This is a genomic window from Janthinobacterium sp. SUN026 (assembly GCF_030397625.1).
GTDB classification, from domain to species: domain Bacteria; phylum Pseudomonadota; class Gammaproteobacteria; order Burkholderiales; family Burkholderiaceae_D; genus Janthinobacterium; species Janthinobacterium kumbetense.
On the sequence record NZ_JAPQNU010000005.1, the window covers coordinates 235,781 to 249,645 of the forward strand.

At 62.5% G+C, this 13,865-nt stretch carries 10 protein-coding genes; 9 read left to right on the forward strand and 1 reads right to left on the reverse strand.

Annotated elements, in window-relative coordinates; all coding sequences use genetic code 11:
* Positions 1-56 precede the first annotated feature (56 nt).
* A complete protein-coding gene (locus tag OX459_RS22005) occupies positions 57-2,435 on the forward strand; it encodes a glycosyl hydrolase family 18 protein (protein WP_289906555.1) in 2,379 nt (792 codons plus the stop codon).
* Positions 2,436-2,514: 79 nt separating this feature from the next.
* Here OX459_RS22005 and OX459_RS22010 read toward each other — a convergent pair whose 3' ends face one another.
* Positions 2,515-3,783 (reverse strand): carbohydrate porin, encoded by a 1,269-nt coding sequence (locus OX459_RS22010; protein ID WP_289906556.1) that lies wholly within the window; start codon positions 3,781-3,783, stop codon positions 2,515-2,517.
* A 310-nt stretch (positions 3,784-4,093) separates the two neighbouring features.
* Here OX459_RS22010 and OX459_RS22015 point away from each other — a divergent pair, with 310 nt between their 5' ends.
* From OX459_RS22015 to OX459_RS22050, 8 genes are all read left to right on the forward strand, one after another.
* Positions 4,094-5,398: a sugar ABC transporter substrate-binding protein gene (locus OX459_RS22015; RefSeq protein WP_099664784.1), complete on the forward strand. Its 1,305-nt coding sequence runs from the start codon at positions 4,094-4,096 to the stop codon at positions 5,396-5,398.
* A 101-nt stretch (positions 5,399-5,499) separates the two neighbouring features.
* Positions 5,500-6,360: a sugar ABC transporter permease gene (locus OX459_RS22020; RefSeq protein ID WP_289906557.1), complete on the forward strand. Its 861-nt coding sequence runs from the start codon at positions 5,500-5,502 to the stop codon at positions 6,358-6,360.
* Positions 6,361-6,370: 10 nt separating this feature from the next.
* Entirely contained in the window at positions 6,371-7,189 is an 819-nt protein-coding gene (locus OX459_RS22025) for a carbohydrate ABC transporter permease (RefSeq protein WP_034777945.1), read from the forward strand.
* 23 nt (positions 7,190-7,212) lie between these two features.
* Positions 7,213-8,262 (forward strand): ABC transporter ATP-binding protein, encoded by a 1,050-nt coding sequence (locus tag OX459_RS22030; RefSeq protein ID WP_099664782.1) that lies wholly within the window; start codon positions 7,213-7,215, stop codon positions 8,260-8,262.
* On the forward strand, positions 8,262-9,743 hold the full coding sequence (locus tag OX459_RS22035) for a mannitol dehydrogenase family protein (RefSeq protein WP_289906558.1): 1,482 nt from the start codon (positions 8,262-8,264) through the stop codon (positions 9,741-9,743). The genes OX459_RS22030 and OX459_RS22035 overlap by 1 nt, the downstream gene beginning before the upstream one ends.
* A gap of 16 nt (positions 9,744-9,759) precedes the next feature.
* Entirely contained in the window at positions 9,760-10,677 is a 918-nt protein-coding gene (locus OX459_RS22040) for an AraC family transcriptional regulator (protein WP_251351900.1), read from the forward strand.
* A 55-nt stretch (positions 10,678-10,732) separates the two neighbouring features.
* Positions 10,733-11,659: an AraC family transcriptional regulator gene (locus OX459_RS22045; protein ID WP_289906559.1), complete on the forward strand. Its 927-nt coding sequence runs from the start codon at positions 10,733-10,735 to the stop codon at positions 11,657-11,659.
* A 72-nt stretch (positions 11,660-11,731) separates the two neighbouring features.
* A complete protein-coding gene (locus tag OX459_RS22050; RefSeq protein WP_289906560.1) occupies positions 11,732-13,786 on the forward strand; it encodes an esterase-like activity of phytase family protein in 2,055 nt (684 codons plus the stop codon).
* Positions 13,787-13,865: the final 79 nt, after the last annotated feature.

The following is a 13,865-nucleotide window of genomic DNA, read 5'->3' on the forward strand; positions in this document are numbered from 1 at the left end:
GCCTGCAACAGCTCACAACGTACAACCTGTACAACCATAACGGAGACCAATACAACATGAAATCGAATGCATTATTGATGGCCCTGCTCAGTGGCGTGCTCGTCGCTTGCGGCGGCGGCCAGGAAGGCACGACCGCCACGCCCAACACCTTGCTGGCCGCCGCGGAAGCGTGCGCCGTCTGGGATGCCGCCACCGTCTACACGGGCGGCCAGTGCGTGCTGTACCAGGGCGTCACCTACAAGGCCAAGTGGTGGACGCAGGGCAATGTCCCCAGCGCCACCGACCAGTGGGGCCCATGGGCCGTGACGGATACCCCAACGCCGACACCGACCCCGACCCCGACCCCGACCCCGACCCCGACACCGACGCCGACACCGACACCAACGCCGACCCCGACCCCGACGCCAACGCCGACCCCAACGCCGACACCGACCCCAACGCCGACACCGACGCCAACCCCCACGGCTTGCCGTCCGGACGGCTTGATTTCGGCCGTGCCGAATGTGCCGTATTGCAAGGTGTACGACGCGAATGGCCGTGAAGTGCTGGGCAATGGCTTGAACCGGCGCATCGTCGGCTATTTCGCCAGCTGGCGCACGGGCGCCGATGGCAGCCCGACTTACCTGGTGAATAATTTGCCGTGGGACAAGATCACCCACTTGAACTATGCGTTTGCCTCCGTCGATCCGGCCACGTCAAAAATCGCCATCGGCAGCGGCGCGGCCAATCCCGATACGGGCCTCACGTGGCCGAACGTGCCTGCCGCCGCCATGGATCCGTCGCTGCCGTACAAGGGCCACTTCAACTTGCTGTCGCAGTACAAGAAGAAGTATCCGGGCGTGAAACTGATGATTTCCGTGGGCGGCTGGGCCGGCAGCGGCGGCTTTTACACGGCCACGACGAATGCGGACGGCAGCATCAACACGGCCGGCATCAACACCCTGGCCGATTCCATGGTGGCCTTCGTGCGCCAGTACAACTTCTTCGATGGCGTCGATGTCGATTACGAACATCCGACCACCAACAATGAAGCGGGCAATCCGAACGACTTCGCCGTCTCGAAACCGCGCCTGGCCGGCCTGATGACGAGCTACAACGTGCTGCTGAAGGTGCTGCGCCAGAAGCTCGACGAAGCGGCCGTGCAGGACAATAAATATTACCTGCTGACCATCGCCGGCTCCGCCTCGGGCTGGGTCTTGCGGGGCGAGGAAAACATGTCGGGATTGAAATATCTCGATTACGCCAGCCTGATGTCGTATGACTTGCACGGCGCGTGGAACCAGTATGTGGGACCGAACGCGGCGCTGTTTGACGACGGCAACGACGGTGAGTTGCGCGCCGGTAACGCCTACCAGTTCCAGAACATCGGCTATCTGAACACGGACTGGGCCTACCGCTATTACCGTGGCGCCATGCAGGCGGGGCGCATCAATATCGGCGTGCCGTTCTACACGCGGGGCTGGAAGGATGTGACGGGTGGCACGAATGGCTTGTGGGGCACGACGCCGTTGATCAGTTCCACGGTCACCTGCGCCGGCACCAAGACGTGCGGCACGGGCGCCACCGGCATCGACAACGTGTGGTACGACCTGGATTCGCAGGGCAAACCGACGCCAGGCGGCGGCAACCCCATCTGGCATGCGCTGAACTTGCAGAACGGTATCGTGCCGAGCTACCTGGATGCCTATAAAGTCACGGACAAGGCGCTGGTGGGCACGTATGTGCCGTATTACAGCAGCACCATGGTGGCGCCGTGGCTGTGGAATGCGACCAAGAAAGTATTCATTTCCACGGAAACCACGCAGTCGATCGCGGCCAAGGCCCAGTACATCGTCAACAACAATATCGGCGGCGTAATGATCTGGGAAATGGCGGGCGACTATGCCTGGGATGCCACGCGCAACGGCGGCAAGGGCGAGTATTTCATGGGTACCACCCTGACGGACGTGCTGTACCAGGCCTTCCGCACGGCTGGCGCGTATGGCAACAAACGCGCCGAAATCGCCATGCCGGGCACGGCGGCCAATGTCAGCATCACCCTGGGGGGCTGGAAGCTGGGCGACAACAACTTCCCCATCAATCCGGTGATGACGGTGAAGAACAACACGGCGTCGACCTTGCCGGGCGGCACCGTGGTGGAGTTCGATTATCCCGTCTCGGCGCCGTCGGACATGAGCGACCAGTCCGGCTTCGGCTTGACGGTGATCAATGCCGGCTACACGGGGCCGAACAATATCGGCGGCTTCACGAAGAACTACAACCGGGCCCGCTTTGCGATTCCCGCCTGGCAATCGCTGGCGCCGGGCGGCTCCGTGGCGCTGACCTTGAATTACCGCTTGCCGATCTCGGGACCTGCCAACTACACGGTCACCGTGGGCGGTACCAAGTATGCGCTGACGCAAGAGTATCCGGAATTGCCGGTGGCGCTGCCGTAAGTTGAATCCGGTAGTGTAAACAGAGAAGGGCGGAACCGCGGTTCCGCCCTTTTTGGTTTCTGGCGTTAGCTAAGCTGGCTTAGAACCACGTTTCCACCTGGAAGCCGTAGGACGTGCCGCTGGTATTGTTGTTGTAGATCGGGCCGCCGTTGTTCGACGCGTTGACCGAGGCGGTGGCCGCATCGTTCCATTTGCCGTAGGTCACGAAAGCGCGCAGCTCAGGACGCGACCACAGGCCAGGACCGGCCGAGATCGTCGGGGCGATGGTCAGCTTGGTCAGGCGCTTGGCCGGCAGGCCGCCCGCTTGCGTCACGCGGTCCGTGCCCAGTTCGCCCACCAGCTTGAAGTTGTCGGTGAATGCGTACACAGGGCGCACGCCAACCGAGGTCCAGGTCGAGGAACCGTTGGCGTTCGACTCGTCTTTTTGCCACAGGGCGACGAATTCCATGCCGAAGTTGGCCATCGGCTGGATCGCCATGTCATTGAAGATACGCGTGCGCTTGACGTCCGAACCGAAATTGGTGTCGCCCGAAGCGCCGAACTGCGCGCCCTTGCCCGTGCCGGGACCGACGCCGTACTGCACGCCAAAGGTGTTGCCGCCGCCAAACACTTTACCTTGACGGTGGAATGCCGACAGCTGCCAGCCGTTATTGCGCTTGCCAGTGGCGACGTCATCCTTGCCTTCGCCGATGATGTAGGTCGCGGCCAGGTCCAGGGTGCCGTTTTCATTGACGGGAATCTCGCCGTAGATGAAGTTCTGGCGCACGGCCGATTTGGTGTTGACGCCGCCGTTCGGTAACGCGACCTTGACGTCGTTGTCCTTGAAGAAGGCATACGAGAATTTACCAGGACCGGCAGGAATGCGGTCCAGGCCGGCGCCCGTGCCGTTCATATTGATGTATTGCAAGTCCAACATGTGGATGTCAGGACGGTAGTAGAAGCGTTTACCGATCCAGGCCGTGCCGCCGTTCAGGAAATCGAGTCCCTGCGCTTCGACGTAGGCCTTGACGATGCCCAGCTTGTTGTCGCCGAAATCCGAGTTTGGCGCATAAGCGTTGACCCAGATGGTGGCCAGGTAGTTCACGCCGCCGGACTTGGCGACGGACTTGGTGTAGCCAAATTCCGTGTAGGCGTCGCACTCATTGCCCAGACGGTATTTCATGGTATTGCCACCCAGGCCGAAGCAGCCTTGCGAACCGCCGTCGCCCGACGTATTGCTGCCGGCGCCGGCGCGCAGGTAGCCGTGGAAGCCTTCGGAATCGGATGGGTACATCGGGTCGGCCATGGCGGAAGCGCTGGCGATGGCGAGGAGCAGGGCAGGCAAGGTTTTCAAGGCAGTGCGGTTCATGCGGTCTCCAGAAAAATGTAGGTGGTAGCGGTGGCGCCCCGGAAGGCTGTCACCGCACACGGTCTAATGCCGAAAACCAAGTCTAGCAGCGCTTTTTTAACCACCCTGATACAAAACGAACAAGTGACGATACTTTCTTTCAAAGTGTTGTTTTTATCCAATGTCGATACTCTTGCGCATAGTGGGCTTGCAAAGGAGTATCGAATTGCGGTTTTGGAGTATCAGAAAGTATCAAAGTCTGGTGCTACATTGTGGTCGTGGTGCTAAGTACCTGAGCATTGCCAACGACAAAAAACACTGGAGACACACAATGAAACGTTCCGCCATTGCCGCGCTGTGCGCCGGCTTCCTCAGTTCGTCCGCCTTCGCCGCAACCGACCTCGTCATCGCCACCGTCAACAATGGCCACATGATCGAAATGCAAAAGCTCAGCAAGTTCTTCGAGCAGGCCAACCCCGACATCAAGCTCAAATGGGTGACTCTGGAAGAGGGCGTCTTGCGCCAGCGCATGACCACCGATATCGCCACCAAGGGCGGCCAGTTCGACGTGATGACCATCGGCCTGTATGAAACGCCCATCTGGGGCAAGAAAAACTGGTTGATCCCCATCAAGCCGGACGCCAAATACGATATCGACGACTTGCTGCCTGCCATACGCGAAGGCCTCTCCGGCGACGGCAAGCTGTACGCGTCGCCGTTCTATGGCGAAAGCTCGATGATCATGTACCGCAGCGACCTGGTGAAAAAAGCCGGCGTGACGATCGAGGACCGTCCTTCCTGGAACCAGTTGCGCGACGTGGCGGCCAAGCTGCACGATCCGGCCAACGGCGTGTACGGCATCTGCCTGCGCGGCAAGCCGGGTTGGGGCGACAACATGGCGCTGATCACCACCATGGCCAATTCCTATGGCGGCCAGTTGTTCGACATGCAATGGAAGCCGCAATTTACCAGCAAGCCGTGGAAAGACGCGGTCAACATGTATGTCGACCTGATGAAGAAATACGGCCCGCCGGGCGCGGCAGCCAACAGCTTCAATGAAAACCTGGCGCTGTTTAACCAGGGCAAATGTGGCATCTGGATCGATGCGACCATCGCCGCCTCCTTCATCACCGACCCAAAGCAAAGCAAGGTGGCCGACAAGGTGGCGTTCGCCCAGTCGCCCGTGGGCGTGACGGAGCGGGGCGCCAACTGGCTGTGGATCTGGTCGCTGGCCATCCCGTCCAGCTCGAAGCACCCGAATGAGGCGCAGCGCTTCATCAACTGGGCCACCTCGCCCGACTACGTGAAACTGGTTGCCAAGGAAACGAGCTGGGCCAACGTGCCGACGGGCACGCGCAAGTCGACGTATGCGAGCCCCGAATTCCAGAAAGTGGCGAAATTTGCCGCCGCCGAAGGCAAGGCCCTGGCCACCACGCGCGCCGTGCAAAGCACCTTGCCGCCGTCGCCGTACGTGGGCGTGCAATTTGCGTCGATTCCCGAATTCCAGGTGATCGGCGTGGCGGCCGGCCAGCAGATGGCGGCAGCGCTGCTGGGCAAGGTGACGGTGGACCAGGCGCTGGAATTGTCGCAGCAGACGGCTGAAAGAGAAATGCGTAAAGGCGGGTACTACAAATAAGACGTCTCCGGTCTTGCTGTGCCATTTGCTTTGTCAACAGGTGATGTGATCGGCCTTGCTGTTCAGCGGGCCGTCACTCCCTCACGTCCCAAGAGTATCCTATGAAACGCATTATCCCCCGGACTTTGCTGACGCCGGCCGTGGTCGCCGTCTCCGTCATTTCCGTGATCCCGCTGCTGATCACCCTGTATTACTCGTTCGTGCGTTATTCCATGCTCGATCCCAGCGGCCATCCTTTCCATGGCCTGGCCAATTTCCACTTTTTCTTTACGGATGCCTCGTTCCTGCCGGCCCTGCAGAACACGTTTACCCTGCTGTTTTCCGTCATGCTGATCACGGTGGTGCTGGGCACGGCGCTGGGATTGCTGATCAATGAAGCGTTTCCGGGGCGCGCCGTCGTGCGCGTGCTCTTGATTTCGCCGTTCCTCGTCATGCCGGCCGTGAATGCCCTGATGTGGAAGAACATGCTGCTCAACCCGATCTACGGCTTGTTCGCGCAGATCAGCCTGTTCTTTGGCGCCACGCCCGTCGACTGGCTGTCGGCCCACCCCCTGTTTTCCATCATCATGATGGTTTCGTGGCAATGGCTGCCGTTTGCCTGCCTGATCTTCATGACGGCGCTGCAATCGATGGACCGGGAACAGCTGGAAGCGGCGCGCATGGATGGCGCCACGTATGTGCAGCAGTTGCGCTACCTCTACATTCCCCACCTGGGACGCGCCGTCTCGGTGGTGCTGATGATCGAAATGATCTTCTTGCTGTCGATCTTTGCGGAAATCTTTACCACCACGGGCGGCGGTCCCGGCTTCGACACGACCACCATCACTTTCATGATTTACCAGCAGGCACTGCTGTCCTATGACGTGGGAGCGGCCTCGGCCGGCGCCCTGTTCGCCGTGCTCATCGCCAACATCGCCGCCTTCTTCCTGATGCGCGTCATCGGCAAGAATCTGTCGAAATAAGGAGACCTTGATGCATAGCAAACTTAACTTATATGGCCGCACGGCTGCCGCCTGGCTGTTCGCGCTGCTGCTGTTCTTCCCCATCTTCTGGCTGGGCCTGATGGCCTTCAAGACGGAAGGGCAAGCCATTTCCACGCCGCCGCTGCTGTTCTTCACGCCGACACTCGACAGCTTCCGTGAAGTGCTGGCGCGCGACAATTACTTCGGCTACGCGTGGAATTCGCTGTTTACCAGCGTGCTGTCGACGGCCATCGGCCTCTTGATCGCCATCCCGGCCGCGTATTCGATGGCTTTCTTTCCCACGGGCGGCACCATCGGTTTGCTGAAATTCATGCTCAGCTCGCGCTACATGCCCGGCGTGGGCGCCTTGATGCCGATCTATATCTGCTACCAGTACTTCGGCCTGCTCGACACGCGCATCGGCCTGACCATCATGTTCATGCTGATGAATTTGCCCATCATGATCTGGCTGCTGTACACGAGCATGAAGGAGTTGCCGCGCGAAATCCTGGAAGCGTCGCGCATGGATGGCGCCACCGTGTGGGACGAATTCCGCCACGTCGTGCTGCCCCTGTCCGTGGGCGGCATCGCTTCCACGGCCCTCGTGTGCATGGTGTGGTCGTGGAATGAATCGTTCTGGTCGCTGAACCTGGGCGCGTCCAACGCGGGCACCCTGGCCTGGCTCATCGCTTCATATTCCAGCCCGGAAGGCTTGTTCTGGGCGAAATTGTCGGCCGCTTCCCTGATGGCCATCGCGCCCATCATGGCGCTGGGCTGGTTCTGCCAGAAGCAGTTAGTCCAGGGTATGACCTTCGGCGCAGTCAAATAAACTACAGAATAGAGACACACATCATGGCTTACCTTCAACTGAGCAATATCGAGAAATTCTTTGGCGAGCACCGCGCCATCAAGGGCATCGACCTGGAGATCCGGCAGGGCGAATTCGTCGTCTTCGTGGGACCGTCGGGTTGCGGTAAATCAACCCTGCTGCGCCTGATCGCGGGCCTCGAACCGATCGACGGCGGCAAGCTGTCGCTCGACGGGCGCGACATCACGGCCCTGCCATCGTCCAAGCGCGACCTGGCGATGGTGTTCCAGTCGTATGCGCTGTACCCGCACATGACGGTGTTCCAGAACATGTCGTTCGCGCTGAAACTGGCCGGCGTCGATCCGGCCATCATCCGCGAAAAAGTCGACAAGGCGGCCGCCATCCTCGACCTGGGGAAGTACCTGGAGCGCACGCCCAAAGAATTGTCGGGCGGCCAGCGCCAGCGCGTGGCCATCGGCCGCGCCATCGTGCGCGACCCGAAAGTGTTTTTGTTCGACGAGCCGCTGTCCAACCTCGATGCGGCCCTGCGCGTGCAGACGCGCATCGAGATCGCCAAGCTGCACCGCGAGCTGGGCGCCACCACCATCTATGTCACGCACGACCAGGTCGAGGCGATGACCCTGGCGGACCGCGTGGTGGTGCTGCGCGACGGGCAGATCGAGCAGCATGGCTCGCCCCTGGAACTGTACGACCGTCCCGCCAACCGCTTCGTCGCGCAATTCATCGGCACGCCCAGCATGAACGTGGTGCCGGCCGACGCGGCGCCGCAGCTGCTGGCGCAGGCGGGCAGCGCGGCGCAGGCCGACGGCTTTGTCGGCATCCGCCCCGAACACGTGCACCTGGGCGCGGCGCAGCCGGGCAGCGTGCCCGTCACCGTCGACCTGGTCGAATCGCTGGGCGTGGAAACCCTCACCTATGTGCGCCTGCCGAACAATGTGCAGGTGGTGTCGCGCGGCGCGGAGCGCAGCAGCCTGCAGCCGGGCCAGCAGACGCACCTGACGTTCGAGCCGGGCTTCGTGCATTATTTCGACCGCGCCGGCAAGACCTACGCGGCAGCGAAAGGAGCGCTGTAATGGACGCCATCGCCTTGAACCAGGCAAACCTGGCAACGCTGCCAGGGACCGTGGCCGTGCCAGCGTATGCGCGCGGCGCGCTCGTGCCCAGCATCGTGCATATCGGCGTGGGCGGGTTTTTTCGCGCCCACCAGGCCGTGTACCTCGACGACTTGCTGGCGCTCCAAGGCCAGGAGCATGCGCAGTGGGGCTATTGCGGCGTGGGCTTGCTGGCGCATGACGCGGCCATGCGCGACGCCATGCAGGCGCAGGATGGCTTGTACACGGTGGTCGAGCGCAGCGCGGCCGGCGATAGCGCGCGCATCATCGGCAGCATCGCCGAATACCTGTATGCGCCCGACGAGCCGCAAGCCGTGCTGGATAAGCTGGCCGACCCTGGCACGCGCATCGTCGCGCTGACCATCACGGAAGGCGGCTATTACGTGAACCAGGGCACGGGCGAGTTTGACGCCGGTCATGCCGACATTGCGTACGAACTGGCGCACCCCGAGGCGCCGCGCTGCTCGTTCGGCTACCTGGCCGCGGCGCTGGCCTTGCGCCACCAGCGTGGCCTGGCGCCGTTTACCATCATGTCCTGCGATAACCTGCAAAACAATGGCGACGTGACGCGCAAGATGCTGCTGGCCTTTGTCGCCCTGCGCGACGTGGAACTGGCGCGCTGGCTGGCCACGCACGGCAGCTTCCCCAACAGCATGGTCGACCGCATCACGCCGGCCACCACGGACGAACACCGGGCGCTCGTGCGCGAGACCTTCGGCATCGTCGATGCCTGGCCCGTCGTGTGCGAGCCGTTCCGCCAGTGGGTCATCGAAGACGAATTCCCGCAGGGCCGGCCGGCCTGGGAACAGGTGGGTGCGCAGATGACGCACGACGTGCTGCCGTACGAAAAGATGAAGCTGCGCTTGCTCAATGCCAGCCACCAGGCCCTGTGCTACATTGGCATGCAGCTCGGTTACACGTTTGCGCATGAAGCGATGGGTGATCCTGGCATCTGCGCGCTCGTGCGCCGCATGATGGATGACGAGGTCACGCCCTTGCTCGACGAAGTGGAAGGCATAGACCTGGACAGCTACAAAGACACCCTGATCGAGCGCTTCTCGAATCCTGCCGTGCGCGACCAGCTGGCGCGCATCGGCACGGAAGGTTCGGCGCGTATCCCGAAATTCGTGCTGCCGTCCGTGCGCGAAGCACTGGCCCGGGGCGGCGCCATCACGCTGCTGGCGTTTACCGTGGCGTGCTGGTTCCGCTACCTGGAAGGCCACGACGAGCAGGGGCGCGAGATGCCCTTGAACGATCCGTATGCGGCGCGCCTGCGCGCGCTGGCGCTGCAGGGCGGGGCGGACGCCGCGGCGCTGCTGTCCTTGCGCGAGCTGTTCGGCGACCTGAGCGACACACCTGCCTTCACGCAGGCGGTGGGGCAGTCGCTGGCCAGCCTGTATGGGCTGGGCGCGCGCGCGGCGCTGGAACAGATCGTCGCCTGACGGGGGAGGGCGCGCCATGCAACGCAAGGCCGAATATCCGCAACCGCAGATGGAGCTGGAACAGCAGCGCGACGCCACGCCCGGCTTCGAGCCGAAGGGCAGTTTCGGCTTCATCCGCTACCTGGAGCACGGCTTTCCGAATTCGCTGGTGCGCTGGCATTATCACGACGAGTATGAGCTGCACCTGATCGTCGAGAGCAGCGGCAAGGTATTTGTCGGCGACTACATCGGCCAGTTCGCGCCCGGCCACCTGGTGCTGACGGGGCCGCGCGTGCCGCACAACTGGGTCTCGCTCGGCACGCCGCCGGAAGGCGTGGCCTTGCGCGACATGGTGATCCAGTTTTCGCACGCGCCGCTGGCGTCGATGGCCGCCGCCATGCCCGAGTTGAAGGATATTTTCCCGCTGCTGCAGCGCGCCCTGCACGGCGTGGAATTTTTCGGCGTCAGCGAACAGTCGCTGCGGCGCTTCCGGCGCATCCGCGACAGCAGCGGCTTGCCGCGTCTGATCGAATTTTTGAGCCTGTTGGGCGAACTGGCGCAGACCAGCGACTACCAGCTGCTGTCGACGGTGCCCATGCAGTCGAGCGACGACGACGTGGCCCTGGCGCGCATCAGCTCCGCCATCAACTTCATCGTGCATAATTACAGCAGCCAGTTTTCGCTGAAACAGCTGGCCGAGCAGGTGGACATGCCCGAGCGGACGTTTTCGCGCTTCTTTCGCCACGCCACGGGCAACAGCTTCACGGACTTCGTCAACCGCCTGCGCATCAACAAGGCGTGCCAGCTGCTGATGGAGACGGAGCGCTATGTCAGCAACATCTGCTACGAGGCGGGATTCAACAACGTGGCCAATTTCAACCGGCGCTTCCTGGAATTGAAGGGCATGACGCCGAAGGAGTTTCGCCAGCAGGCGCTGGGCCGTTTTGGCGAGTGAGGCTTTTTGAGGTACATTGGATGGCACAGGCGGGGACAGCCTGGGAGAGACGAGCATGGAACACCTGTGGCAGAAGGACAGCGAGCGCAAGGCGCCCGAACTGGAACGCGAAAGCTATGACGGCATCATCAATTACCTGGAACACGGCTATCCCAGCTCGCGCGTGCGCTGGCACTGCCATGAAGAGTACGAGCTGCACCTGATCGTCGCCACCAGCGGGCGATTGTTCGTGGGCGACTATATCGGCGAGTTTTCGCCCGGCCACCTGGTGCTGACGGGCCCGCGCCTGCCGCACAACTGGATTTCCAACGTGATGCCGGAAGGCGGCGTGGCCCTGCGCGACATGATCGTGCAATTCGCCCACACGCCGCTGGCGGGCGCCGCGCGCGTCATTCCCGAATTGCGCGAGTTGTTGCCGCTGCTGGAGCGCTCCAGCTATGGCGTGGAGTTTTTCGACATGGGCGCGGAAGCGGAGCGGCACCTGGCGCGTATCCGCGTCACGCATGGCGCCGAGCGCTTCGCCGAATTCGTGCAACTGATGAGCAAACTGGCGCGCACGGCCAATTACCGCTTGCTGTCGAGCGCCTCCCTGCGTTCGTACGACGACGATGCGACTCTGGCCAAGGTCAATTCCGTCCTCAACTACATCACGGACAATTACCGCGAGCCGATTTCGGCGGAAATGCTGGCCGAGCAGGTGGGCATGTCGCTGAGTAAATTCTCGCGCTTCTTCCGCAAGGCGACGGGCAACAGTTTTACGGATTTCATCAGCCGGCTGCGCATCAACAAGGCGTGCCAGCTGCTGATGGATACGGACCAGTATGTGTCGAACGTCTGCTACGACGTGGGTTTCCAGAACGTGGCCAACTTCAACCGCCGCTTCCTGCAGGTGAAGGGCGTCACGCCGAAGGAATTCCGGCGCCAGGCCGATGGCCGTTTTGGCGGCATCGGCGGGCCCGTGGCGGATATGCCACAGGCCTAGCCGCTGTCATTGCCTTGTCACTTTGATTAGTTATGCTCCACGGCTACTCCACCCACCTTAGCCGAGGAATGCATGAATACTGCCGTAACGCCGATCCCGAAACTGACCCTGTTGGCCATCGCCGCCGGCCTGGCCCTGGCCGCGTGCGGCGGCAGCGACAATCCGCCGGCGGAGCCTTCCAAGCCCGTGGCGCAGACGGGCGTGTTCCTCGATGGCGCGGTGGAAGGACTCGATTACGTGGCGGGCAGCGCGGCCAAGGCCAGCACCAATGCCAAGGGCGAATTCGTTTGCAATCCGGGCGAGACGGTCGCCTTCAGCGTGGGCGGCCTGGCCCTGGGCTCGGCGCCGTGCGGCGCCGTCGTCACGCCGCTGGCGCTGGCCGCCAGCACGAATGTGGCGGACGACAAGGTCGTCAACCGCCTGCTGGCGCTGCAATTGCTGGACGATGACAGCGATCCGTCGAACGGCATCAGGCTGACGGCCGAAGTGAAGGCTGCGCTGGCCGGCAAGACCCTGGATTTCGCCGCCGCCCCGGCAGCTTTCAACACGGCCCTGGCCGCGCATCTGGCAACGGTGGGCGCGAAATTCGCCGGCCGCACGGTCGATGCGGAGCGCCGCGCCCTCGTGCGCGAGCATTTCGAAGACACCCTGGCTTCGAAAGCGGGCGCGCCCGTCAACGAGGCGCTGACGCAAGCCAATCCGGTGGGCGACGTGAAAGTGACCGTGACGCGCTACCAGATCCAGGCGGCCGATAAATTCTACGTGCCGTACGAAGGCGCGAACGCGAAGATCAAGGGCGAATTCCCGAACGGCTTCCTGCCGTCGTACGGCTCGGGCCTGGCCTACAAGGGCAAGAATGCGGCCGGCGACCTGGAATTCTATGGCTTGACGGACCGCGGCCCGAACGGCGACGGCCCGCTGGTACCCGACCCTTCTGGCAAGGGCACCATCGGCAGCAAGATCTTCCCGTCGCCCAGTTTTACCCCGTCGTTTGGCGTGATCACGGTGGGCAAGAACGGCGCCGTGCTGGCGTCGAGCACGCCGATCAAGGTGTCGGCCACCGTCAACAGCTCGGGCTTGCCCGTGCCCGTGGGCGCGGTCGGCAATTCGGCCGAGATTCCCGTCATGGATGCGATGAAGTTCGATGCCGCCGGCAAGGCTGTCTTCAACGCGGGCGGCCTCGATTCGGAAGCCATCGTCGTCGATGCGAAGCGCAATGCGCTGTGGGTCTCGGACGAATACGGCCCGTTCATCATCAAGATCGATGCGGCCACGGGCATCATCCAGGCCAAGTACGAGCCGGGCAAGGGCTTGCCGGCGCTGTTCGCCAAGCGCCGCGCGAACCGCGGCATGGAAGGCATGACCCTCGACACGAGCAACGACAAGCTTTACGCCTTCCTGCAAAGCCCCTTGAGCGACGGCACGGCCATGTATTCGGTGACGAAGAAGGCGGAGCAGGTGGAGCGCTTCGCCCGCTTCACGCGCTGGATCGAATTCGACCCGGTGACGGGCACCAGCGGCAAGATGTATGCGTATCCCTTGAATGCGGCCGACTACCAGGATGGCCGCACGGGCAACGCCAAGCTGGGCGACATGGTGGCGCTGGGCGGCGGCAAGTTCCTCGTCATCGAGCAGGGCGCCGCGCCGTCGGGCAAGGTCTTCAATAAACTGATGCTGGTCGAATTGAAGGGCGCCACGGACATTTCCTCCGCCGCCTTCAATGCGACGACGTCCGACCTGGAGAAGAGCAGCATGGGCGGCGCTGGCGTCAACGGCGCCGACTGGGCCGCCGTCACGCCGCTGAAGAAAACCCTGCTGCTGGACTTGAACGCCATCGGCTGGGCGGCGGAAAAGGCGGAAGGCCTGACCCTGATCGACGACTCCACCATCGCGCTGGCCAACGACAATGACTTCGGCCTGAAGACGAAGATCTTTGACGCGAATGGCGTGGAAGTCGATGGCGCCGACGTCACCAAGTGCACGGTCGACGCCAACGGCACCATCGTCACGAGCAGCGCGGCCGGCTGCAACGCCGCCAACACCATCCGCGTGGCGCGCGGCGACGACCGCGAGCGTCCTAGCCGCTTGTGGATCGTGAAGTTCGCCAAGGCGCTCAATACGTATTGATGGCGTATTGATTTGGCTTAATTGATGGATGAAAAAAAGCCGCACAGTGCGAACTGTGCGGCTTTTTTACGCTGGAACA

Bases quoted from the DNA above. Each gene is read 5' to 3' on its own strand.
- OX459_RS22005 (WP_289906555.1), top strand. From the start codon at position 57: ATGAAATCGAATGCATTATTGATGGCCCTGCTCAGTGGCGTGCTCGTC.
- OX459_RS22010 (WP_289906556.1), bottom strand. From the start codon at position 3,783: ATGAACCGCACTGCCTTGAAAACCTTGCCTGCCCTGCTCCTCGCCATC.
- OX459_RS22015 (WP_099664784.1), top strand. From the start codon at position 4,094: ATGAAACGTTCCGCCATTGCCGCGCTGTGCGCCGGCTTCCTCAGTTCG.
- OX459_RS22020 (WP_289906557.1), top strand. From the start codon at position 5,500: ATGAAACGCATTATCCCCCGGACTTTGCTGACGCCGGCCGTGGTCGCC.
- OX459_RS22025 (WP_034777945.1), top strand. From the start codon at position 6,371: ATGCATAGCAAACTTAACTTATATGGCCGCACGGCTGCCGCCTGGCTG.
- OX459_RS22030 (WP_099664782.1), top strand. From the start codon at position 7,213: ATGGCTTACCTTCAACTGAGCAATATCGAGAAATTCTTTGGCGAGCAC.
- OX459_RS22035 (WP_289906558.1), top strand. From the start codon at position 8,262: ATGGACGCCATCGCCTTGAACCAGGCAAACCTGGCAACGCTGCCAGGG.
- OX459_RS22040 (WP_251351900.1), top strand. From the start codon at position 9,760: ATGCAACGCAAGGCCGAATATCCGCAACCGCAGATGGAGCTGGAACAG.
- OX459_RS22045 (WP_289906559.1), top strand. From the start codon at position 10,733: ATGGAACACCTGTGGCAGAAGGACAGCGAGCGCAAGGCGCCCGAACTG.
- OX459_RS22050 (WP_289906560.1), top strand. From the start codon at position 11,732: ATGAATACTGCCGTAACGCCGATCCCGAAACTGACCCTGTTGGCCATC.